Source organism: Amycolatopsis thailandensis, from assembly GCF_002234405.1.
GTDB lineage: Bacteria > Actinomycetota > Actinomycetes > Mycobacteriales > Pseudonocardiaceae > Amycolatopsis > Amycolatopsis thailandensis.
The window spans coordinates 19,886-42,552 of record NZ_NMQT01000008.1 but is presented as its reverse complement, the minus strand read 5'-3'; the positions used below and the strand labels follow the sequence as shown (position 1 = coordinate 42,552).

Below are 22,667 nucleotides of genomic sequence, written 5' to 3'. Positions count from 1 at the left end.
TGCAGGTCAACGCCAGTCTTCGCCGGGGACGAGTGCCGTTCTGTGTCGCCCCGTGTCGGGCTCTACGGCAGCAACGGAGCCCAATCGGAGACGACGTGGCCCCTGCGACAGGCTTGGCGATTCAGGTCTCGAAAGAGAGCGGTCGGGTTCGAGCCCGCTTCGATACGCTCAGGAAAAGCAGCCTTTGGGTCGAGCGCCTTGTCGACCTGGCCGCGCCAGCATCGACATACCCCTCAATATAGATCTTGTGCTCACTCGTCCACGCTGACCGCTTCAGCCGCTTCGAGCCACTCACGCCACTGAGCGGCCTGCTCGTCCGCCTTCTTCGCGCGCCGCTCGTCGCCCGCCGCACGGGCCTTCGCCGCCTGCGACTCGAACTGCTCGACCCGCTCGCGGAACTGCGCCGCCCTGGCCTGGGCCTCCGGGTCGGTCCGCCGCCACTTGCTGTCCTCGGCCGACTTGACCGCGTCCTGCACGGCCTTCAGCCGCCCGTCCAGCTCGCGGATGCGCTCGCGCGGGACCTTGCCGATCTCGTCCCACTGCTCCTGGATGCGGCGTAGGTGCTGCTTCGCGCCGTCGAGGTTCGCGGCCGGGTCGATCTTCTCGGCCTCGACGAGCAGCTCTTCCTTCTGCTGCGCGTTGGCCGAGAACTCGGCGTCCCGCTCGGAGAACACCGAAGACCGGCGGGCGAAGAACTTGTCCTGCGCGGCGCGGAACCGCTGCCAGAGCGCCTCGTCGCTGTCTGTGGGCACGCGACCAGCCACCCTCCACTCGGCCATCAGGGCCTTGTACCGGCCCGCCGCGTCACCCCACTCCGAGGACTCCGCCAATACTTCGGCCTCGGCGATCAGTTCTTCCTTGCGGTTCTTGGCGCCCGCGCGCCGCTTGTCCAGTTCAGCGAAAAGCGAGCCACGCCGCCGGTTGAATATCTCGCGGGCCTCGGAGAGCCGCTTCCACAGTTCGTCGTCGATCTCCCGGTCGACATCCTTGATCGTCTTCCACTCGTCCAGGATCGCCCGTAACCGGTCGCCCGCGGCCTTCCACTGAGTCGACTCGGCGGCCAGCTTCTCCACCTCGCCGAGGAGCCTCTGCTTGCGGACGACAGCGGCCGCGCGCCCCTCTTCCCGCTCCTGCTTGGCCGAAGCCAGCGCTTGCTCCGCATTTGCCGCCGAACGCGCGCGAGCGCGAAGATCCGCGAGGGCGGCACTAGCGTCGACCTCGGGAAGTTCTGGATCCGTTTCGTGGGCACGTTGCACCAGATTCCGGATGGCGTCGGGCTGCTCGGTCATGACGTTTCACCACCTTGGTCTGTCCGCGAGATCTGGTCGACGCGGGGTTTCAGTATGCTGCGAAGCCGCTGGATGTGGGTGCGCACAGTCGATTCGCTCATGGTCAAGCTCTCAGCAATCTCTGCAGAATCGAGGCCGGCCAGAAAGTAGAGCGTCGCCACGGCCCGGCGTCTCGGTGGCTGCGTCGCGATGAGCGTGCGGACCGCGGCGAGCAGGGTCAAGTCGTCGAGCACCTCAGCGTACTGGTCGCCGTCTGCAGGCACGTCAAGCTCGTCGTCGAATTGGACGTGCCGGTGACGATGGCGATACGCGTCAATAACCTTGTTGGCCGCAACGCCTGCCACGTACTTCCGGTTGTCATCCTGCGATCGATGCTGCCTGTCTGACCATCGGCGCAGCATCACGAGGTAAGCCTCCTGCGTCGCATCATGGGCCAGATGCGTATCTCCAGCTGCCATGCGCCGGGACGCGTTGAAGGTCTTCGCGAAAGTCGCAAGATAAAACGCCTCGAAGCTTCCCGGAAACTCATCGGGTCGCGGACTGGGCGCTGCCATACCCGTCATGCTGCCGGGGGATCGGCGGATTCACCAACGTCCGAGCCAGAACCTGCACCGATGTCGTGAAGATCGACTTCGATGACTGCTCCATCCGGGTCTCGATCGATTACACGACCGCCCGGCGCCATCATCGTCACTACACGCTCGACGCTGGCCCGGCGCAACCGGTAACGCCAGAGAGCAATCAACTCCCGCGCCACCATCCCCAGCACAGACACGACGGCAACTACCACTGCAGGGCCCATATCTGTCGTCCTCTCGCGTGCCTCCTTCCTGTGCTCGCTGGGACAGGTCGTTCTGTCTACACCAGCTCCGCAGCGGGCAGCGCCCTCTGGGTTCGCCGTTGGTTTGGTGGGCGACGTCGTGGTGACGTCTTCGGCTAGCACCGCAACGGCAGTCAGCAGCCGACTATGTCCCATGGGTCGTTGCCAATCGACTCGCGCACCGGGAAGCCAAGCGATTACTCACTGTGGCCAAAGCGTGTCTCTGGTGGTTCACTGGGGTGTCGCGTTGCCATTGCCAGCGGGGAGGTTGTTGGTGGCAGGGTTTCGGGTTCTGGGTCCAGTGGGTGTCCTCGATGACCGAGGTGAACGTGTACCGATCACATCGGTGAAGATTCGAAGCATGCTGGCGCTCCTGTTGCTGCACGCGGGACGCCCGGTCCTGAGGGAAACGATCTTACGACGGGTATGGCCGGACGAGGTTCCTACACCGAACTCGATCAGTGGTTACGTCACGGATCTCCGTGCGATCGTCACCGGGGCGTGTGGCGGTGCAGCCCGTATGCCGCGGCGGGTCGGTGCCTGGCTGCTTCAGATTGACGAGCAGGTGGAGTTTGACCTGCGCGAGTTCACCGAAGGCTTGCATGCCGCCCAGACTGCAGCTCGCGATCGTTTGCACGATCAGGTGATCAGCGAGACACACAGAGCTTTGGGTCAGTGGAGCGGCATCCCCTTGGACGGTCTGACTGGCGGTTGGGTCAGCGGTGAACGAGAGGTACTGGAGGAGAAGCACCACGCGGTGTGGCGTCTGTTACTGGAAGCCGAGCTGGCGCTCGGGCGAAACCTGGAGGTGCTCGACAAGATCGGAAAGCCGCTGAGCACATGGCCGGCCGATCAGACATTGATCCATCATCATCTGCTGGCACTGTATCGAGCCGGGCGCAGGTCCGAAGCGCTAGCCGAGTATCAGGTGATCCACCGGCGCCTGGATGAGATCGACGGAATCGGCCCCGGCCGCATGCTGCAGGAGCTGCATGCGGCGATCCTGCGGGAAGACACTGCCTTAAAAACGCCCGCAGGTACCGCGGTCGTGAATGGTGAACATCAACTCGTTCCCCCCTCGGCCCTCGACGGGTTGCCGCTCCGCTCAGTGTTCGTGGGGCGCGATAGCGAACTCGCCCAGCTCGCGGACGCACTTCAGCCCGGCCACGAGCAGAGCTTGGTGGTGGTCTCTGCGGTAGCTGGCCAGGGCGGTATCGGCAAGACCGCGCTGGCGATCCAGGCCGCTCACGATGCCCGCGACGCGGGATGGTTTCCCGGAGGGGTTCTGTTCGCCGACCTGCGTGGTTATGACCCCGACCATCACCCAGTCCCACCTACTGAAATCCTGGGTTCCTGGTTGCGCGATCTCGGAATAGCCGACGAGCACATCCCTGCGGACCTGCCTGGTCGGGAGACGCTATTCCGGACAGAACTAGCCAGCCGCGCCCGGGAAGGGCAGCGCCTGCTTGTCGTGGCCGACAACGCCGCCGACAGCGCACAAGTCCGTTCCTTACAGCCCGGTGGCGGAGTGCATCGCATGCTGGTCACCAGCCGAAACACGCTCGCCGATCTCGACGCCCGCCTGATCGATCTTGCCGTACTTACCCCGGACGAGGCGCTCGCGCTGCTGGAAGAGATGCTGCGAGTCGCGCATCCCGACGATGATCGCGTTGCCCGAGATGCCGATCAGGCATCACAACTGGTCAAGCTGTGCGGGTACCTGCCGTTGGCGTTGCGGATCACCGCAGCACGGCTGGCGGCCGATCCTAAGCAGCCATTGGCGGAGGAGGTTGGCCTCCTGGCTGATGAGACGACCCGACTGGAAACGCTCGACTATGTGGGTTCGCTGGACATTCGCGTATCTTTCAGCCTGTCCTACCGCACCCTCACCTCGGCGCAAGCTCGGCTGTACCGGCTACTCTCGATCAACCCTGGGCAACAGATCAGTGTCGACGCAGCTGCAGCCCTCGCCGATCTACCGGTGCGGCAGACACGCCGAGTGCTCAACGACCTGCAGCGAGCGCATCTGATCGATTTTGGCCAGCCTCGCGGCTGGTGGCGTCTCCACGACCTGATGCGTCTGTTCGCCCACGAACACTTCCAGCAGACCGACCCCGACGCCGACCGCGATGAAGCAATAGAGCGTCTCCTTAACTATTACCTCACGGTCACCGCCGACGCCGGCCAGCACCTAAACGCTCGGATCGCCTTACAGAACCGCTCGAACCGCTTCAGCACACGCCAGAGCGCACTGCGATGGCTCGATATCGAACGGCCTACCCTTATAGCAACCGTCCGCTTCGCCGCAGAGACTGGACATCAGACCCACGCAAGGGATCTTAGCTTCCGTTTGACCGACTACTTCTATCTAAAGAAGCACTTGGACGACTGGGTAGGAACACATCTGCTGGCCCTCGACGCCGCCCGTCAACTCAATGATCGGAATGGTGAGGGCAAGTCACTGAACAACCTCGGGGTGGCCTACTGGGAGTTGCGACGGTTTGACGACGCCATCACCTGCTACAAGAAAGCACTCGACATCCGCCGCAAGGTCAATGACCGACACGGCGAAGGCCAGATCCTGAACAACCTCGGGATCGTCTACAAGGAATTGCGGCAGTTCGACGATGCCATCACCTGCTACGAACAGGATATTGAAATTTCTCGCGAGGCCGATGATCGGTTTGGCGAAGGCCAGACACTAGGAAACCTTGGGAACGTTTACCGGCAACTGCGGCGCTTCGACGATGCCGTCACTTGTTATGAGCAAGCACTCGACGCCCGCCGCGAAATCAATGACCGACACGGCGAAGGCGCGATGCTGGACAACCTTGGGATTATCTACAATGAATTGCAGCGCTTCGACGACGCCATCACCTGCCACAAGCAAGCACTCGACATCCGCCGCGAAATTGATGACCGACACGGCGAAGGCCGGACGCTGAACAACCTCGGAGGCGTCTACCGGGAACTGCAGCAGTTCGACGACGCCGTCACTTTCTATGAGCAAGCACTCGACATCCGCCGCGAAATCAATGACCGACACGGCGAAAGCCAGACCCTGAACAACCTCGGGAAGATCCACCGGGAACTGGGGCAGTTCGACGACGCCATCATCCATCACAAGCAAGCACTCGACATCCGCCGCGAAGTCAATGACCCGCACGCCGAGGGTGCGACGCTTGGCGACATGGGCCGGGCATATCGGAGCTTGGATCGAATTGATGACGCTCGCCGAAGTTGGGTACAAGCGTTGGAATTGCTCGCCGTGTTTTCGGATCCCAGCGCCCAGCGCACGGCTGCGAATATTCGTTCGTGGTTGTCAGACGTAGATGAGAACTCGTGACAGTGCTGGGCTGCCAACGCGAGGTGATTGGAACCGCTAGTGACGGGGGCGCCTGCGGTGGATAGCTGCGACACAACGAATATGGAGCATGCGCAGGTGTCCAAGCCGAGTGCGCTAGGGGGCCTGGAATATCGGGAGGTACACAGCCACACAACCGTTTCGCATGGCGGTCCGCTACTTACAGTTGTTCGAGAGTTACCCGTGGCGCCTGCATCCTTAGTGGGCCGGGCGGCTGACTTGGCGCAGATGGACCACGCTGTGGCCAGGCAGGCTGGCCGGCGAGCGCTGATCGTGCTTGCGGGTGTTGGGGGGGTGGGCAAGACTGCGTTGGCGGTCTCATGGGCGTACCGAGTTCACGGGGCTTACCCGGATGGGCAGCTGTATGTGAATTTGGGGGCGTTCGATCTGGGTGGCCCGGTGGCGCCGGGCGAGGTGCTGGGGCGGTTCCTGCGGGCTTTGGGTGTCCCGCCCGATGGCGTGCCGAGCGAGACAGGTGAGCGGGCCGCGCTGTTCCGGTCGTTGAGCAGAGACCGGGCGTTGTTGATCGTGCTGGACAATGCGGTGTCCGCTGCGCAGGTTCGGCCGCTGCTGCCTGCGTCGGCTCGTTGTGTCGTGGTGGTGACGTCGCGGTGGCAGCTGGCCGGTCTCACGGTGGATGGTGCCCAGCTGCTTTCGGTCTCGCCGTTGGCGGAGGAGGCGTCCACTGATCTGTTGCGATATCTGGCCGGCGAGGATCGTGTGGCGGGCGAGTTGTCGTCGGCGGTGTCGGTGGCTCGGTTGTGCGGTGGTTTGCCGTTGGCGCTATCGGTTGCCGGTGCACGGTTGGCGTCGCGACCTCAATGGCCGGTGAGGCGGATGCTGCGTGAGCTGGAACCTGGTCATCGGCGTTTGAAGAGTTTGTCGCTCCAGGAGGATCTCGCGGTGCAGCCGGTGTTCGATGTGTCCTACCGCGAGCTTCCTGCGGGCGCCGCGCGCTGTTACCGGCTTCTCGGATTGCATCCTGGCCCAGAGTTCGGGCCCGGTGTAGCGGCCGCTGCACTCACCGTCGCCGAGGACGACACGCTGGGCTTGCTGGAGACGTTGGTCGACGCGAGTTTGCTCACCGAGACCAATGAGGGCCGGTACCGCTTTCACGACCTCGTCCGCTTGCACGCCGGTGAGAAAGCTGTGGCAGATGAGGACGGAGAGAGCCGGGACGACGCGACACGGCGAATGTTGGAGTGGTATTTGGCTGGGGCTCGGGCGGCTGATCGGGTCATCACTCCGTACCGGCGTCCGCGGGATCCCTACCGGTTCCTCGGCACAGCGCCAGTGGTGGATCTACCGAACAGCCGCGAAGGCGCACTGGAGTGGTTGGAGCGTGAACGTGTCGCGCTTGTCGCGGCAGTGCGGCACGCGGCCGAGCGGGAACTGTACGACCTTGCCTGGCATCTCGATGATGCGATGTGGCCGCTGTTCAACTATCGACGCCATCACCAGGACCGGTTGACCGTCGATCTTATCGGGGTGGACTGTGCGCGCCGTCTCGGTAATCGCGACTACGAGTCGAAGGTGCTGAAGCGATTGGCGCTCGCCTACCTCAACACCGGCAAGCTCGAGCAAGCAGCCACCGAGTTCACGCACGGGCTGGAATTGTGCGAACAGATCGACGATCGGCATGGCGCGGCCGGGAACCTGGAGGGCTTGGGCTTCGTCGCGCTCGCCCGACATGACCTCACAGCCGCGACGGACTACTTCACAAGAGCTTTGGGGATATTCGAGGCACTAGGCAAACCCCGGCACATCGCCAAAACACTGCTCAACCTGGGCACCGCGCAGCTGGCCACTGGTGATGCTTCCGGTGCGGTGGCGCTGCTGGAGCGTGCGCTGACAGGGTTCGCGGAGTTCCGCGAGACCGACCCATTCAACCGCGCGCGCACGTTGTGGCAACTGGGCCGCGCACTGGGACGGACCGAGGAAGTCGATCAGGCGCAGTCGGTCTTGGACGAGGCGCTGAGCGAAATGACCCGGCTGCGTTCGCCCCATGGACAGGCGAACGTCTGGCGTGCCCAGGGCGAACTCGCCATCACTGCTGGCGAGCCCACCCTGGCGCGGACACTGCTGAGCAAGGCGCTGGCTGTCTACACCGACCTCGGCGACGCCGAAGCCGCCGACACCGCCCGGCTCCTGGAACAGCTCGACGGCTAGTCCCAGCGGGACACCGAGACACCGACCGGGTGCCGCACCCGCAACTCGGCCAAGTCGGACTCGGTGAGCATCACCGGATGCGGGAACCTGTGCCCGATCCGCCATCCGGCGAACACCACGGCATCGGCGAGTGCCTCGACTGGATTCCCAGTCGCTACCCAGGAATGCAGGAACGCCGCGAACAGCGAATCCCCTGCGGTCGAGGTATTACGTACCCCCAGCGGGGTGACAGGCTTCGCCGACACCAGGCGGCCGTCGCGCAATCCCAGCTGGCAGCCGTCCTTGCCGCAGCCTACCGCCGCGATCAGGCAGCCCGGGGAGCGAGCGAAGATCCGCGCGATCCACTCCGACGGAGAACACGGCAACCGTTCGTGGCTGCAGAACACGATATCGGCCACATCCAGCCACGGCCGGTAATGCTGCTCGTTTACATCTGCGATCACGTTGAGATCGACCGCGACCGGCACTCCTCGCAGTACTGCGGATGGCAGCAGGCCACGTACGAAGTCCACGGCGGACAGTACGGCGAGATCAGCGTCGCGAGCAGCCTCGACGAACCGGCCTTCCGGGTACTCGACGGTGTTGACCAACGTCAGGTGCGGCCACACCATGCGCCGCCCGTCCGGGTCGACCAGCACCACCGAGTACGTGGACCCTGGCCCGTCCACCACGCTGGGCCCGTCCAGCCCGGTCGCGCGCAGATTGTCACGCACCAGAGAGCCCGCCGGGTCCCGGCCGACCACCGTGCACAGCGTCACGTCGTCGCCGAGGCCCCGCAGGATGCTCGCGACGTGCTGGCCCGCTCCGCCGACCCCGGTTTCCAGCCACCCAGGGCTCTGCACCGACGTGTAGCTGACCGGGAACTCCGCGACCCCCATGTTCACCGTCAGGCTGGCCACCCCAGCCACCACGATCTTGCCACCCATGACCTTCACCCCCTCGCCGTCTCGAGCAACCTGGGCGATCCGACTGCGACGGCAGTTGGTGCCGTGACGGGCTCGTTCATGCCCATCTGCTGATACATCGCCGACCGCAGCAGCGTCGCCGCGCGACCGGGGCGCGAGCTGATCCGCCTGGCCACAGCCTCAGAAGTCGCAACGTCTAGGGCTGCGGTGGCGCGTCGGCACTGTTTGGCGAAGGGCCGATCCGCGCAGAACTCAGGCGCAGCGGCCGCCACCAGCTCCATCGCGGCCCCCGCTGGTGCACGCTCGCCAGCGCCCGGGGTACGGAGCACTGGCACGCCCAGGCCCGCTGCATAGGGGGTCACCGAACCGTGGTCACCCACCAGCACGTCCGCCGCGGTGAGCAGGCCTCGCCAGCCCATACCCGGCTGCACGACCCGTACTCCCTGATCCCGATACTTGGCCAGCCACGCGGCGACCTGCCGGGGACCGTGTCCGAACCACAACGCCGGATGCAGAGTCACCACCACCGCATACTCTTCTGGCGGCAACTGGCAGAGAGCGTCGAACACCATCTCCCGGCAGTTTCCGAACAGCGACTGCGGGCCCCACGTGGACGTCACAGCCACAACAACACGACCGTCATCGATTCCCAACGCACGCCGGTACCCGTCACGACCCGAACGGCTCGCGCACAACCGGTCCCAGCACAAATCCCCTGTCACCGCCGCCGCGTCGAGAGCATCCGGGCACTGCTCGGCCAGAGTCTGCAGGTGCACGTCGTGGCTGAGCGCCACCACCGACGGGACCAGCCGGCCGTACCACAGCAGCCACGGCGCACCCAGTCCCACCACCAGCCGGCTGTTCGGGCCGCTCACCGCCTCCGGCGACACCTTGTTGCACACCACCCCGTGCGCCACCAGCACGACAGGCCCACTCAACTCATGAAGCCCCGCGCTGTCCGCGGCCAGCACCAGGTCAAAGGGGGTGTGCCTGGCCTGATCCCACGACAGCACGACCACGCCAAGACGCCGCAGGAACTCGGCGACACCGTTGTTGAAGACGTCCGGGGCCTGTGTGAACACGACCTGGACCCGGTCGTCGGTCTCCAGCAACTCCACCGCATCCAGCAAGTGCCCAGCGCTCGTCACCGTGTGCACCACCGCCAGCACCTGACGCTCAATCCGCGCCGTATGCCACACCGAACCGCCCATACCAGCCGGCACCCGCTGCCACTCTGACCCCGACATCGCCCACCTCCCACATCCCGCCAACGTGATCGACGTCGACCAGCCTGCGAGCTCTCGGTGGGCAACGAAGTGGGCAATGAAGTGGGCAACGCTGCAAGTTCGACGGAAGTACCCCCACCCTGCAAGGCGAACCCGCCAGGTTGGCACCAACTGCCGTGAGGCTCGCTCTCGCCCGCCAGGGCAGGCCCGTAGGCCAAGCAGGGACGTCCAGTCGGGTAGCTAGCTGCTGTAGAACTTGCTGAGCCGATCGGCAAGGTCGCGGGCGGCGGCGTTGTTGCGGCGACGCTCGGCCTCGTTCTTTACCAGCCGCGCGCGACCTGTCGCTCGTTCCGTTTGGCTATGTCGCAGAAACTCGATCGCGGCGCCACTGCTACGCGGTGGCTGGGGAATTGCCGCGACTTGATCGTCGATCAGTCGTCGCAGCGTGTCAGCCGTGGCGGTGGGGTGCAGAGTCTCGAGCAGGTTCATGCAGAAGTCGGTGATGGCGCGTTTCTCGGCACTGACCTCGTAGTTCCGAAGGCGCAGGGTGGTGGTTTCAATGAACTGCTGGCGAAGACGTTCGTCGTCTGCAGCCTTCATCCCGCGCAGGAGCTCGTTCTCGGCCTTCAGCCGCCGCCAGTCTCTGACCTGGTTGTCCAGGACCGACTCGGCCGCCACCCGCCGACGAGTCTCCGCTTCGAGCTTCGCGGTGAGACGAACAAGCTCGTCACGAAGGTCTCCTTGCACGACGGATGGCAGCATGTCTCCTGCCGTCGAGTCGATGCTCGAGGCGACTTCGACAGGACGATCGTCTTCGTCTGCCACGTCGTGTGCGCGCTGGATGAGGTCCTGTTGAATTGTCACCACGGAGACGGCGGGAAGCTGAGCCCAGCTGGGGCTGCGAACTTCGCCTCTATATGTGTGGTCGGGGTGGGGTTGCCGGGCGGCGGCGCAGTACAGGCCGGCCGCGAACGCCAGCATCTTCTCCTGCTGTTCGGCGGGGACACCGAGGGTGACAAGGTCGACGATCCGGTCCCAGCGTGGGCGCCGCACGGCGGCGCGACCGAGCGCAGACCGCGACATTCCTGCGGAAGATCCGCGGTCACCGGCTCTACCCGCTGTTCCATCTGCTGATATTGCTCGGTCTGCGTCGCGGCGAGGTGATCGGGCTGCGGTGGAGCGACATCGACCTCGAGGGCGGCTACCTGACGGTGTCGCATCAGATCCGGCAAGTCGGCGCGACCATCGAGATCGGCAAGCCCAAGAGCGACACGAGCAATCGTGTGATCGCTCTCGACCACGGCACCATAACCCTGCTGCGCCGCCACCTCGACGCACACCACGGCGACCCGGCGGGCTACATGTTCCTCAACGTGCACAGCCACCCGATCCGGCCCGACGCGCTGACAAGCCTCTTCCGACTACTCAACACCCGATCCGAGCGACCGCCGATTCGGCTGCACGACCTACGTAACGGCGCAGCCAGCCTGTGCCTCGTCGGCCTCGGCGCCGGTGTGGCCATGACGCTGACCAACGACCTCATCATGAGCTCGGTGCGCCCGGAGGAGTCGGGCCAGGCCGCCGCGATCAGCGAAACCGCCTACGAACTCGGCACCGCGTTCGGCACAGCCATCCTCGGCTCCGTGCTACTCGGCTTCTACCGCGCGGGCCTCGACGACACGGCCCCGTCAGGACTGCCCGGAGGCATTCTCGACTCCGCCAAGGAAACCCTCGCCGCCGCACTACTGCACGCGCGCGAACTGACGACAGACCTCGGAGCAGCCCTGTACACGGCGGCGACCGACTCGTTCACAAGCGCGCTCTCGTGGACCGGTGGAATCGCAGCGCTGATCCTGCTCGCCGTGGCGATCTTCGCCGCCGTGATGCTCCGCGGGATATCGGCGCAAGAAGACCTCTCAGACGCCGACCACTGAGATCAGTCCTCGACCATGGGCGTCCAAGCTAGGCAAGAAGACGGGAACCAGGGCGACAGCGGGAACGTGGGACACCAGGCTCCGCTGTTCGGCTTGCGAGGTCTCGCGTTCCTCAGCGGTGCAGCCGTTTCCTCCATGCCGCCAGCGTTGAGGACGAGGCGTCGGACGCGGCCATCTCACCCAGGCAAGACCATCCCTGGGAAGCACACGACGCGGGCCGCACACTCCCGTACCGGTGAGGAGTGTGCGGCCCTACGAAATCAAAGACAACATTGGAGCCGAGGCGAGATCAGCCAAGCCAGAGGCGACCACGGTCGTCGGGCGCTTTACGCCTGTCGCTTGCCGCGCCCAGGCGCCTTTCAGCGACCGGAGTGGTCGATCACGTTCCCGTTCGAGCAGTTGTTGACGTGGTTTCCCACCCAGTCACCCAGGACCGGCACGACCGCGACCTCTTGCAGACATACAGCCGCGGCGGTGAAGTTCCAGTTGTTGGCGGCGTTGACTCCGCCACCGAAGACATTGTCGACTACGTCGAGCACGCCATCCACAGGCCCCTCGGCCATGGCAGGTGCCGCAGCGCTCAAGGAGACTCCGAAGGCAATGAACAAAGACGTGACGAACTTGGCGGTTTTACGCATGGATTCCTTCCGAAACGTGCCGATCACTCCTCAAGACATCGGCGAAGCGGGCACGAAAATGGAGCGCTCTCCGCCACTAACGCCTGATCGTGTATCCACCAGCCGTTCCGGCTCATCTCGGACAACGCGCCTCACGCTTGGACCAGACCGATTAGCACACGTCTGGCTTGCGGGAAGAGAGTACGGACCACGTTCAGATGCAACCCGGGGTGCAGCTCACCACCACTTCGTCCACCGCGACTCGGCGGGCACCACCTTCGCCTCGACCTGATGCGTGCACGGATGCGGGCTCGCCGGGCCGACCGCTCCGACGCGGGCCCAGAACGCGACAGTGACCGGGTCACGCCCGATGGGCAGCATCGACCAGTCGAACTTGGCGCCCCGCTTCGTCGCGGCGTTCACTAGCACGCGGCCCGCGCCACGACGTCGATGCTTCTCCTCGACCTCGACATGGACGAGGATCGCGCGCCGGTCGACCGGGCACAGCGACAAGCGCACCTCACCAAAGACCGTGTGCCCCAGGCGAAGCTGGATGACGCCGATCCCGGCGGACACCGGCGGCGGCAGAACGACCAGGCGCAGACCGTACTCGTCCACCCCGGATTCCATGACCTGCCGCTCGACAGCGGTGTCGATCACCGCCCAGACACCGCCTTTACCTGCTAGGGCGTGGCAGGCCTCGCACAGCCATTCCGGCGCCCGGTAGTCCTGCAACCAGCCCTGCCGCACGCCGCCGACCGCCAACTCATGCCCCCACTGGCACCGCGTCGGGGTGCCAGTGCCTGGCCGGATGGGCACTTCCAGCGTCCGCTATTCCCGGTTCGCTCCAGTCATCGGAAATCACGCGACTTCGACGCCAAGCCCTGAAGATCCAACGGCCGCACTTGATCCGCGGCGAGTGTGGATGATCCTTCGGTGACTTGAGCGATTCCGCGGAACACCAGGGCGTTGCTCGCCAGCAGCACCTTCCTACTCCGGTGAAACAAGCCCGGGGACACGAGAATGTTGGCCATGCCGGTCTCGTCCTCGAGGTTGAAGAAGGTGATCCCGCCCGCGGTCGCGGGCCGTTGCCGGTGGGTGACCGCTCCCCCGCTCCACACCCGCGCACCGTCCTCGGCGTGGTCGAGCTGGGCGGCGCCGCCAAGGGGGCTCGAACCCCTGACCTTCTGTTTACAAGTCCCCTCCACCGCCATGTCAGCCAGTGCCGCGAGATGCCAAATTTTTGGCCATCCGTGCAGGTCAAGGCAGCGCCGCTTTCGGCGGTGTTGTGCTCGTCGGGACTGGCCCGGTTGAGGCGGGTTTCGGCGGCGAGTTTGGCGCGGTAGGCGGTGTCGGTGGCGTCGCGGACTGCCGCGGCGTCGCCGGCGGCATCGGCCGCCGCGATGGCGGCGCCGGTGGCCTGTTGCGCCGATGTACGGGCCGTGACGGCGAAGCGATAGGCACGCCAGGCCCGCGGCGTGGTGGTTCTGGCCACCCCGCACACCGGCTCCGACGTCGCTACGAAGGCTATCGTCAACGCATTGGGTCGAGCGTCGGGCTGTCCTTCTGCCTGGCCGACGGCAGCGCCCGTGTGGGTTACCACGCGGCTTCCGAGGAATGACTTGCAGACATGGAGAAGCCCAGGCCGCGCGGCCTGGGCTTCTCGCTCAGTCGCCGTCAGTCAGGCGTGACGTTTCACCGAGCTTTCGAGGACCCGGCCTCGGCGAGCAGACCGTCGATGTCGAAACTCGCGAGCGATTCCTGGCTGATCCCCTCCTCGGCGACCCGCCGGGCAAGCACGGCACGCACCGCCTCGCGAACCGGCTCGCGCATCAGGACCTTTGTCAGGTCCTCAGCCCAGTCGTCGTACTCGGTCGGTGTGAGGTGGCGATCCTCACCTACCCCGTAGACGTCCCATCTCCACAGGTAGTCCTGGGCGAGGCGTTGGAGAAGTTTCCACCGTTCGAGCTGTTCGTTCATCGGCGAGGCATCCGCCTTCCTGCTTTCCCCTTTGGCCAGGCCGACACGACCTTGCCTCGTTGGTTGACCACCACGACCGCATGCTTTCCGTGATAGGTCGAGGTCCTCCGCTGGAGGTTCGTGACGGCCTTCTTGGGGTTCCGCACGGCGTCGAGCATCGCCCGGGGGTGGACGCCACCGTCACCGCGAGAGCCCATCACCCGCTGCAAGCCGTGTCTGGTGTAACCCGTGATCACACCGCCGACACGTACCTTACGCGCCTGCGGAACGTGCCTTACCGCGCGAACGGAGCGCGTGACCTTCACCGCCGCGCCGATATAGCGGGAGGCACCTCCGGTGACGGCGCCCATGGCGTACTGCGCGGCGGCGCCCCAGTTGCCCTGGACGGCGTTGCCGACCGCAGCCACACCGCTCGCGATAGCGCCGATCGGGCCAGGAATCCACGAAGCGACCTCGGCGACCTTGGTCACGACGTTGACGGCCGCCTTGAGCCAGCCCCACATGGTGCCGTCGAGGTCTGTCGCGTTGATCGGGTCGCCGACCACGTAGTCGTAGTCGTTGGCCGAACCGCCCTCGACCGGGTCGACCGAAAGGAACCGGCCCAGCAGCGGGCTGTACGGGCGAGCCCCCATCTGCACCAGCGACAGCGCACCGGTGTGCTCGTAGGGCCGCTGGTACTGGCCCAGCCACCCGTAATCCATCGAGCCCGGCGAGTTGTCCGGCACGTTCTGGGGGTCGACCGCGCCCGAAGTGGCCAGCGGCTGGCCGTACGGGTCGAAGGTGCGCAGGTTTCCGGCCTGGAGGCCGGCCGCATCGGTGGACAGCACCAAGTCCCCGCGCACCGACGGGTGGTCGAACGACGGCGTGAGTGCTCCGTCGGATCCGACCTTCGACGTGTAGAGCACCCCGCCCGGCAGCGTCAACGACAGCGTGGTGAGCCGCCCGGCTCCGTTCAACGTGAGGTCCGCGCTGTCACCGTCGCCGGTGTAGCCGTAGCGCACGACGGTGTTGTTGTCGCAGTCGCGCGGGTCACGCCGGACGATCCGGTTGGTCGCGTCTCGGACGTAGGCGATGTCCGCGGGGGCCGCCCCCGTGGTTTTCACCCCGATGTTGCGGTCGGATCCGTCCCACGTCAGTGTCGTCGTGCTGCCGTCGGCCGCGGCCCAGGCTGTGGTGTTGCCGTCCGCGTCGTAGCCGAACCCGGACAGGGCAGTCGCGCCTTCGGTGCCGAGCAGCCGATCCGCCGCGTCGTAGCAGTACCGGGTTTCGGCCGTGCCGCCCGCGGTCTCGTCGAGCAGCCGCATCCGGTTGGTGTTCAGCCCCGCGTTCGGCTGGGTGCCCACCGGGCAGGTAGCCGAGGCATTCGACGTGAAGTCGTAGGTGTAGTGGTGTCCGGTGACATAGGCCTCGGTCAGCCGGCCGAGCCCGTCGTAGACGTAGTTCGGGGCGTTCGGGCGAGCGTCGGTCCCTGCCAGGGATTCGTCGACAATCGTGCCCGCCGATGTGCGGCCGACCTTCGAAACGACGTCCTTGCCGTCGCTTGTCTTCCAGCCGAGCGACAGCAGCCGGGAGCCGTTGTCCTTGGCGACGGAGGCCAGCGACGACCCGTTGCCATAGGTGACCGACGAGAGCTCTCCCGTGCCGTCATAGCCGACCGTCGCGAGTATCTGGTCGTTCAGCTTCTCGGTCACGACCCGCCCGGCGTCATCGTATGTGAACGACACCGTGCGCGGTGGGTCCGCGGGATCCGGCGATGCCACCGTGGACGACACAACCCGGCCTGCCTGGTCATACCCGGTGACGGTGCGAACGCCGTTGACATCGGTGTAGGCGACGACCCGTCCGAGCAGGTCGACAATCGTGGTGACCGTGCCTTTGTCATCGCTGACCGACGAGGTGAGCGGGTCACCGCCCACCGCGTAGTCGTGCGTCACGGTCCGGGCAGGCGCGTCCTTGCTCGCCGGCACCTTTTCCTGCACCGGCCGGTCCCGGCTGTCGTAGCTGGTGCAGGTCCAGGCACCGCCGGTCGCCTCGGCGACCACCCGTCCGGAGGCGTCGTAAACCTGCTCGTCGACCCGTGCCGATCCGGCCGCGGTCGTCGTGGACGTGGCCAGCTTCGGCATTCCGCCCTGGTTCACCGCCGTGCTGCCTGGGTCACACGGATTGACTCGGCTTTCCGCGTCGCCGTAGTACGCGTAACCGGTCTTCGCCCCGGTCGGCATGGTCTTGCCGGTCTTGCGCAGATACCCCGTTCCCGGGGTTTCGTACGACACCGCCCCTGCGACCTTCAGCCCGGCTGGGTTGGCCGAACCGGACGTCGCCAACCCGTAGGCCGGGTCGAGGCCGTTTTCACCGAACTTCGTGGTGCCCACCTTGTCCGCGACACCGTCGGACTCCGCCGCCGTGGTCGAGGTCTTCAGTCCGTAGCGCGGTCGCAGCTGCGTGCCGGGAACAGGTTGCTGGGTGCCTGCCGGGGTGGTCCAGTGCAACTCAAGCTGGGCGGTGAGGTCGAATTCGTAGTAGTCGATCCGGATCCGCTTCGCCTGCCCTGCGGCGTCGGCGTGCACGACACCTTGCCGCCACTTCGGCGTGGTGTTGATCCAGTCGTCGACCACCAGCTGGTCGTCGACCCAGACCCGCACGCCGTCGTCGGCGAGCAGCCGCAGGGTGTAGTCGCCTGCCGCCGGGAAGACGACGTCACCGGTGGCGCGCAGCGAGAAGTGATCACCGGGGAGATTGTCGCCCGGTGTGGCACTGCTCCAGTTCTTCACGAACGAGCCGTCGGCCGTACCTAGCCCAGTGGTATAGACCTTCGGCGCACCGGAGAGCTTGTCGTTGTCGTACCACGACACCGCAAGGCCGTTGAGGCCCTCGTCGTATCCGTTGTGGCCGTGCGCCATACCGCCCCCCGGGCACGAGCCGTTCGGCAGCTGTCCGTTGAAGCAAGACGCGGGTGCCGGTCCGTAGGAATCGACCGGACGATCGGCGTAGTCGTACACCGTCGTGGACTTGCGGCCAGCCGGGTCCGTTGTGGACAGCGGCAGGTCCTTGGGTCCCCACTCCTGCGCGGAGACACGGCCCGCGCTGTCCGTCGTCGACAGCGTGCGATCGGCGTCGTCGTAGGTGACCTTGCTGGCGAACCCGACGGTGGGCGAGAGTCCCGCGGTGTCCACGTATGTGGTGCGGTTGGCCGAGTCGTAGCGGTAGCCGGTGCCCTCGCGAGGCTTACCGATCGCGGCGACTGCTGAACTCACGCCGGTCACCTTCGGCTTGGCGCCGGTGTCATAGGTGATGAGCGTGGTGAGATCGGCTTCATTGATCTTACGGTTGGCCGGATCCGCGGCGATCCAGTCGTTGGCGAGGCTGCCGCGATGCCCGGCGAGCAGGCCGACGGCGTTGTAGCCGTAGTCACTGACTTCGGAGCCGGGGTCCTCGATTCGGCCGAGCTTGCCGTCGACGTACCAGAGCCGGGTCTCGGTGCCGTCCCAGTAGCTGATCCGGCACAGCATCTGAGCCGGCGCCAGCGCCTGGGCACCGGGAGGGGCGACGACGCCGCCGTAGCAGTCGTCACCGGCGCGGTTGTAGTGCAAAGCGTGGGAGCGGCCGGATACCGGATCCTTGATTTCGCGCAACCGCGAAGGCGCGCCATCGTATGTGTATTGCAATGCCGCGGGTTTCCGCGAATCGGTGCTCGCGGACTGGCTCTCGAGCTTCCCATCGGCCCGGAAGACGAAGACGTCTCCGCCGTCGGTCAACGTGACCTTGCCTGTCACGTCGAGCGCGAGGACACCGTCTTCGTCCTGCGGCGGGGTGTAGCCACCGGCACTCTTCTTGGTCCAGGTGTGCTTGGCTCCCGACGCGTCGGTCAGCACGATGTTCTGATCGGTGACCTTGGCTTCGGTATAGCTGGAACCGTTACCGTCCAGATCGGCCGACAGCGTCCATCCCCGAGGCAGCGTCGGGAGATCGTTGGTGTAGAGCCAATCCGCGGACACGATCTGCGGCGCGACGGCCGTGTTGTCGGCCGTGCGCACGAACAGTCGCATCTTCGCCGCGCCGGTGGCCTCCGCGTTCTCCACCTTGATCGGGACACGCTGCCCCGCGGTGAGGGAAACACTGGTGGACTGGGTCCAGTTCACGTCACTCGGAACCCCGACGTCGTACACCTTGGCGCCGTTGATCCAGACGACGGCGCCGTCGTCGTGCACGCCGGCGAACTGGTAGGTCCCCGTGACCGGAGCCTGGAAAAACCCTTCCCAGCGAGCGACGAACCAGTCCGGCGCCAGCGCCGGCGCGAAGGGCGACTCCGTGCCCCAGTCGACGTTGACCTGCGGTTCGGTACGTACCAGCGTGGGTTGCTGGGCGTCGTTGATCAGGCCGTTGTGTGACAGGTCGGCGAAGTAGGACGCCTTGAGTCCCTTGTTCTCCTGTTGCTGGGAGTTATAGGTGAAAGTCAGGCCGGCGTTGCCACCGACGGTGGTGAACGCCGGGGTCTGCTCGGAGACCGACACATTGCCGTTCGCGAGGTTCACCGTGACCGGACCGGCCTCGTCGGTGGGCGACGGGCCGTGGTCACCGATACGCTGGTCGACCTTCAGATGACCGATCCACGTCGGGGTGATGGTGGTTCCGCCGCTGGAGGTCATCGCCTGCCAGGTGTAGGCGACGCCGTCCTGCAGGATCCCCGCCGGGACGGTCCACGTCGGTGTCGGGAGGCAGCCGGACTCGACCACGACACCGGATTTGGCGTCGGTGCCGGTCGCGACGCGGAAGCAGTACTTGACCGCGTCGCCGTCCGGGTCGGTGACCGGCTTGACCGACAGCGTCGGCGAGAGCGACGTCGACACGGTGCCGTCGGCAGGCGCAACGAGCGTGGTCGCTGGTGCCGGGGAGCCGGTGTCGACGGTCAGGGTGGCGTTGAGGTTCTTGTAGGTCCAGGTGCCGGCGTTCTCGGCGCCGATCAGCATGAAGAAGACCGAGCCGTCGCGGGCGTTGACCCGGTCGCGGATGAATCCGGTCAGGCCTTCGCCGACGAAGCTGCCGACGTCACCGACCAGGGCGCTGGTCATGTAGCCGCCGACGCCGTTGAAGTTGAACGCGGACGCGTGGTGCAGGTTCGCGTTCCAGGTCTTCAGCGAGCCGACGACGCTGGTGTTGCGGGTCAGGTCCATGCGGGCGCCGACGACGGTCTTGCCGAACAGCGGCGTGTAGTCCACGTTGAAGACACTGCGGTTGTAGGTGTCGCCCTTGGCCTGGCTGTTGCCGATCCGCAAGCCGCAGGCGTCACAGTTCGTGCCGTCGGAGCGGTACGAGTGGGACTCCTTGACCCCGTAGGTGAAAGTCGGGTCGACGTAGACGGGGTAGACGCGTTTGGGGTCACGCAGCCAGTTCGCGTCGACGGCGACGGTGAGCCACCAGTCCGCTCCGGCCTGCTCGAGAGTGTAGCTGCCGCCGGTCATCGCGGGCGCGGTCTCGCCGGCGCCCGCGGAATCCCAGGTCTCGATCGGCGGCATCACGATCTTCGCCATGCCAGCCTGATCGGCGAGGACGACGGTGCCGTTCTCCAATTTCGGTGTCAGGCCACCGGTGTTGAGCTTGAACTTCCACGATGACCGGCCATCAGCGGGCAGGCGCTTGAGCTTGATGGTCTCCTTGACCGCGCCCGGCGTGACCTCATACTCCAGGTCCGTCCCGGCCGCGACCTCCGCGTACGTGACGGAATCACCCTGCACCGCGGCAGTCGAGCCCGCGGCCTTGTCCATCGCGAGGCTCGCGGTGTGCCCACCGGACTCGACCTGCAGCACGGCGCTGTCGTCGGCCTTCGTCGCCAGCGACGGGCTCAGCGGATGCTGATCCGCGCCGGCGCGCTTCGTCGCGGGATCAGTCGACAACGTGGTCTGGACCGGCTGCCAATTCCCTGCAGCGTCCTGCACGTTCAGCGGCTGGTTCGACTGCCGCACCGACCGGGTTCCGTCGGGGTTCTCGTACTCGGTGACGAACATCGACCGCGACACCGGCTTCGACCGCTGCGGATCGAAATGACTGCCCGCACCGCCGTCAAGCCGGGTACTGGCTCCGAAATCAGCCGTGGACGGTGCCTGCGGCGTGACCGGCGCAGCGAGTTTGGACGGCAGCACGCCTACGTCACGCGGATCGATCCGCTCGGCCGCCGCGGCGCGCGGCGGCGCCGAAACCGCCTCGGTGCTCCCGATCAGCAAGACGGCGATCAGCGCGAAGACCACAGCTCTGATCCACCGGGTTCTTTCGACCTCACGGCGCAACAGGAACACGAACACCCCTCCATCACGACAGCCAACGCCGTCGACGCAGCCTTACCTCGGTCTGTCGGGGACCGCGGCGTGATCGAGGGAATGACCCGCCCGACCGAGCCGTTTGATCGTCGCGACCACACGCGGTTGTTACATCACCGTCTGAGGTGAACCTCACTCTTGCGAAGCGCCGCCAGGTCCCGTAAAGACACTGCTCATAGCAGTCCGGAGCCGAATCGGGCAAACCACTCACCCCTCCGGACGGTGTGCCCCACCCACCCCGGCAGGAGATCCGTGAACCAGTACGCCCCCACTCGCCCCGCGGACCCGGACGAGCTTCCGCGCCCCGCGGAGCACCGCCTGTGGAGGCGGCCCGGCCAGATCGCGCTGTGGCTCTTCGCGCTGGTCCCATTCGGGCTTGCGCTGTTCACCGCCGTGCGGGCGCCGAAAATGCACGTACTGCTCGACTACTGGCATGTGCTGGCGAAAATCACCGACGACAACGGCGATCTGCTGTTCGGTCAGGTGTTCACCTATCACCTCGATCAGCCCTTCGTCTTGCCCTCGCTGCTGTTCTGGGCCGACGCGGCGTGGTTCGGCGGGGACAACCGGATCCTCACCATGCTCACGGTGCTGCTCGTGGCCGGGATCGCGGCCTGCCTGTACTCGATGCTCCCGGATTCCCTGTCCACCACGACGAAATCCGTTGTCCTGGCAGGATTCTCGTGGCTGTTGTTCAGCTCCCACGCGACGGAACTGTGGCTGCAGGGCACCAACGGGATCAGCTGGATCCCCGCGGTCTTCTTCTGCGTGCTCGCGATCGCGTGCGCACATCGTGGCCTGAGCTGGGCCGCAGTTGCCGCCGCGGCGCTGGGCTGCCTCAGTTTCGGCGCCGCACTGCCGATCTGGTTCGTCCTGGCCCTGATCGCCTGGCTGCGCAAAGACTCCCGCCTACCCATCCTCATCCCCGGCGCGATCGGGATCGTCACCGTCGTGGCATGGTTCCTGACCAAACCCTCCGGACAACATTCCCTGGCCACGACGGCGTTCGACCCCGACGGCAGGCTCTCCGTCCTCGCCGCAGCGCTCGGCGGGCTGTGGTCGGCTGACGTCGCCGTCGTCGCCGTGATCGCCGGTGGGCTCACCATCGCCGGGCTGATCTACGTTGTCCGTGAAGCGAATCCACGGGTCTCCGGCTGGATCGCCATCGCCACCTACGCGATTCTTCTCGCAGGCATGCTGGCGATGGGCCGTGCGACCGACCAGGTCCCCGGCGGCAACGTCGGGCTGATCAGCCGGTACGTCGTCATCGGCGCACTCGCCACCTGTGCGCTGCTCGCCTCAGTGGCCATCAACCGTCCACAATGGCCTCAACGGCAGCTGATCGTCGTCACCGTGACCGTCGCACTGGTCACTCACGCCATCGGTGGCACCAAAGCAGAACGCGTCCGACACGACTATGCCCCCTTGAACCTCGCGGCCATCGCCCTGCGCGTCGATGCGCCCACCGTTCTCGACACCCTGCACATCCAGCGCGCCGCCGCGCCCGCCGCCCAATCACTCGGCGCCTACCCCTTCAACGACACCTTCACCCTCGGCTGCGGTGGCCCCGAACTCGGCAGCCACCTCCCGATATCGGCACCACTCCCTGGCGGCACGGAACTCGGAGACACACGTGGAGAAACCGGCACCCCACTGACCGGGGACACCCTTCTCAGCGGCTGGGCCACCATCGGCGGAACCGGGGCCGATTGCATTCTCGTCGTCGACCGGAACGACATCGTCATCGGCGGCGGCCTTATCGGCCTGCCCGGTTCGGCGGCCAAGACGAAGACCGCGGCACCGGAAGGAATGGCCTGGCAAGCCGTCGCCCCGGCCGGAGCCACGATCGGAGGCGTGATCGCCGTCAAGACAGGTAAGTCCTACCGACTGCAAGCGCAGGCACGATGACAGGCGAGCGAACGCCGCAGTCCATACGCACCTGTCCAGCGCGGTAGCGACGTCACAGGCCGCGAACACACCCGGCTTCTACACGAAGCGCTCGACCTCAGCTGCCGACAACAGTCCGACTCTCACACCAATTTTCCTGGAGCA

Annotated in this window: 14 protein-coding genes and 1 pseudogene; 4 read left to right on the top strand and 11 right to left on the bottom strand. The window is 65.9% G+C overall.

Annotated features, from left to right (window positions below; translation table 11 throughout):
• Positions 1-251 precede the first annotated feature (251 nt).
• The 3 genes and pseudogenes from CFP71_RS01780 to CFP71_RS43320 form a co-directional block, all read right to left on the bottom strand.
• Positions 252-1,199: pseudogene (locus CFP71_RS01780) on the bottom strand (DUF349 domain-containing protein); the annotation flags it as partial.
• A gap of 86 nt (positions 1,200-1,285) precedes the next feature.
• Positions 1,286-1,843 carry an RNA polymerase sigma factor gene (locus CFP71_RS01775; protein ID WP_167405965.1) on the bottom strand — a complete coding sequence of 186 codons (558 nt, stop codon included), beginning with the start codon at positions 1,841-1,843 and terminating at the stop codon, positions 1,286-1,288.
• Positions 1,844-1,848: 5 nt separating this feature from the next.
• Positions 1,849-2,064, bottom strand: coding sequence for a hypothetical protein (locus CFP71_RS43320; protein WP_143267024.1), 216 nt, complete (start codon positions 2,062-2,064; stop codon positions 1,849-1,851).
• Between the two features lie 406 nt (positions 2,065-2,470).
• On the opposite strand from CFP71_RS43320, the gene CFP71_RS01770 reads away from it, so the two are divergent.
• Both CFP71_RS01770 and CFP71_RS01765 read left to right on the top strand, forming a co-directional pair.
• Positions 2,471-5,455: an ATP-binding protein gene (locus CFP71_RS01770; RefSeq protein ID WP_167405964.1), complete on the top strand. Its 2,985-nt coding sequence runs from the start codon at positions 2,471-2,473 to the stop codon at positions 5,453-5,455.
• Positions 5,456-5,767: 312 nt separating this feature from the next.
• Positions 5,768-7,642, top strand: coding sequence for a tetratricopeptide repeat protein (locus CFP71_RS01765; protein WP_167405963.1), 1,875 nt, complete (start codon positions 5,768-5,770; stop codon positions 7,640-7,642).
• On the opposite strand, the gene CFP71_RS01760 is transcribed toward CFP71_RS01765, so the two are convergent.
• The 3 genes from CFP71_RS01760 to CFP71_RS01750 form a co-directional block, all read right to left on the bottom strand.
• The gene (locus CFP71_RS01760) at positions 7,639-8,568 is read right to left on the bottom strand and encodes a carbohydrate kinase family protein (RefSeq protein ID WP_093932109.1); all 930 of its coding nucleotides are present in this window, start codon (positions 8,566-8,568) and stop codon (positions 7,639-7,641) included. The two genes, CFP71_RS01765 and CFP71_RS01760, sit on opposite strands and share 4 nt — an antisense overlap.
• A 5-nt stretch (positions 8,569-8,573) precedes the next feature.
• Positions 8,574-9,758, bottom strand: a complete 1,185-nt coding sequence (locus CFP71_RS01755) for a hypothetical protein (RefSeq protein ID WP_143267021.1) — start codon at positions 9,756-9,758, stop codon at positions 8,574-8,576.
• A 255-nt stretch (positions 9,759-10,013) separates the two neighbouring features.
• On the bottom strand, positions 10,014-10,826 hold the full coding sequence (locus CFP71_RS01750; RefSeq protein ID WP_143267020.1) for a hypothetical protein: 813 nt from the start codon (positions 10,824-10,826) through the stop codon (positions 10,014-10,016).
• Here CFP71_RS01750 and CFP71_RS01745 point away from each other — a divergent pair.
• Complete coding sequence (locus CFP71_RS01745; RefSeq protein ID WP_093932049.1) at positions 10,814-11,707, top strand: tyrosine-type recombinase/integrase; 894 nt, start codon at positions 10,814-10,816, stop codon at positions 11,705-11,707. The genes CFP71_RS01750 and CFP71_RS01745 overlap by 13 nt on opposite strands.
• 359 nt (positions 11,708-12,066) lie before the next feature.
• On the opposite strand, the gene CFP71_RS01740 is transcribed toward CFP71_RS01745, so the two are convergent.
• From CFP71_RS01740 to CFP71_RS01715, 5 genes are all read right to left on the bottom strand, one after another.
• On the bottom strand, positions 12,067-12,345 hold the full coding sequence (locus CFP71_RS01740; RefSeq protein WP_244199523.1) for a hypothetical protein: 279 nt from the start codon (positions 12,343-12,345) through the stop codon (positions 12,067-12,069).
• A gap of 216 nt (positions 12,346-12,561) precedes the next feature.
• Positions 12,562-13,089, bottom strand: coding sequence for an N-acetyltransferase (locus CFP71_RS01735; RefSeq protein ID WP_143267019.1), 528 nt, complete (start codon positions 13,087-13,089; stop codon positions 12,562-12,564).
• Between the two features lie 86 nt (positions 13,090-13,175).
• Positions 13,176-13,538 carry a hypothetical protein gene (locus CFP71_RS01730; RefSeq protein WP_208635853.1) on the bottom strand — a complete coding sequence of 121 codons (363 nt, stop codon included), beginning with the start codon at positions 13,536-13,538 and terminating at the stop codon, positions 13,176-13,178.
• Between the two features lie 481 nt (positions 13,539-14,019).
• Positions 14,020-14,304 (bottom strand): hypothetical protein, encoded by a 285-nt coding sequence (locus tag CFP71_RS01720; protein WP_093932046.1) that lies wholly within the window; start codon positions 14,302-14,304, stop codon positions 14,020-14,022.
• The gene (locus CFP71_RS01715) at positions 14,301-20,594 is read right to left on the bottom strand and encodes a PA14 domain-containing protein (RefSeq protein WP_244199522.1); all 6,294 of its coding nucleotides are present in this window, start codon (positions 20,592-20,594) and stop codon (positions 14,301-14,303) included. Before CFP71_RS01715 ends, CFP71_RS01720 begins: the two co-directional genes overlap by 4 nt.
• Before the next feature lie 273 nt (positions 20,595-20,867).
• Here CFP71_RS01715 and CFP71_RS01710 point away from each other — a divergent pair, with 273 nt between their 5' ends.
• Positions 20,868-22,523, top strand: a complete 1,656-nt coding sequence (locus tag CFP71_RS01710; protein ID WP_093932045.1) for a DUF2079 domain-containing protein — start codon at positions 20,868-20,870, stop codon at positions 22,521-22,523.
• Positions 22,524-22,667: the final 144 nt, after the last annotated feature.

What these genes read in the sequence shown, in the direction of transcription:
- CFP71_RS01730 (WP_208635853.1), bottom strand. Translation starts at nt 13,538, where the DNA reads ATGGCGGTGGAGGGGACTTGTAAACAGAAGGTCAGGGGTTCGAGCCCC.
- CFP71_RS01720 (WP_093932046.1), bottom strand. Translation starts at nt 14,304, where the DNA reads ATGAACGAACAGCTCGAACGGTGGAAACTTCTCCAACGCCTCGCCCAG.
- CFP71_RS01740 (WP_244199523.1), bottom strand. Translation starts at nt 12,345, where the DNA reads ATGCGTAAAACCGCCAAGTTCGTCACGTCTTTGTTCATTGCCTTCGGA.
- CFP71_RS01775 (WP_167405965.1), bottom strand. Translation starts at nt 1,843, where the DNA reads ATGGCAGCGCCCAGTCCGCGACCCGATGAGTTTCCGGGAAGCTTCGAG.
- CFP71_RS01760 (WP_093932109.1), bottom strand. Translation starts at nt 8,568, where the DNA reads ATGGGTGGCAAGATCGTGGTGGCTGGGGTGGCCAGCCTGACGGTGAAC.
- CFP71_RS01755 (WP_143267021.1), bottom strand. Translation starts at nt 9,758, where the DNA reads ATGGGCGGTTCGGTGTGGCATACGGCGCGGATTGAGCGTCAGGTGCTG.
- CFP71_RS01770 (WP_167405964.1), top strand. Translation starts at nt 2,471, where the DNA reads ATGCTGGCGCTCCTGTTGCTGCACGCGGGACGCCCGGTCCTGAGGGAA.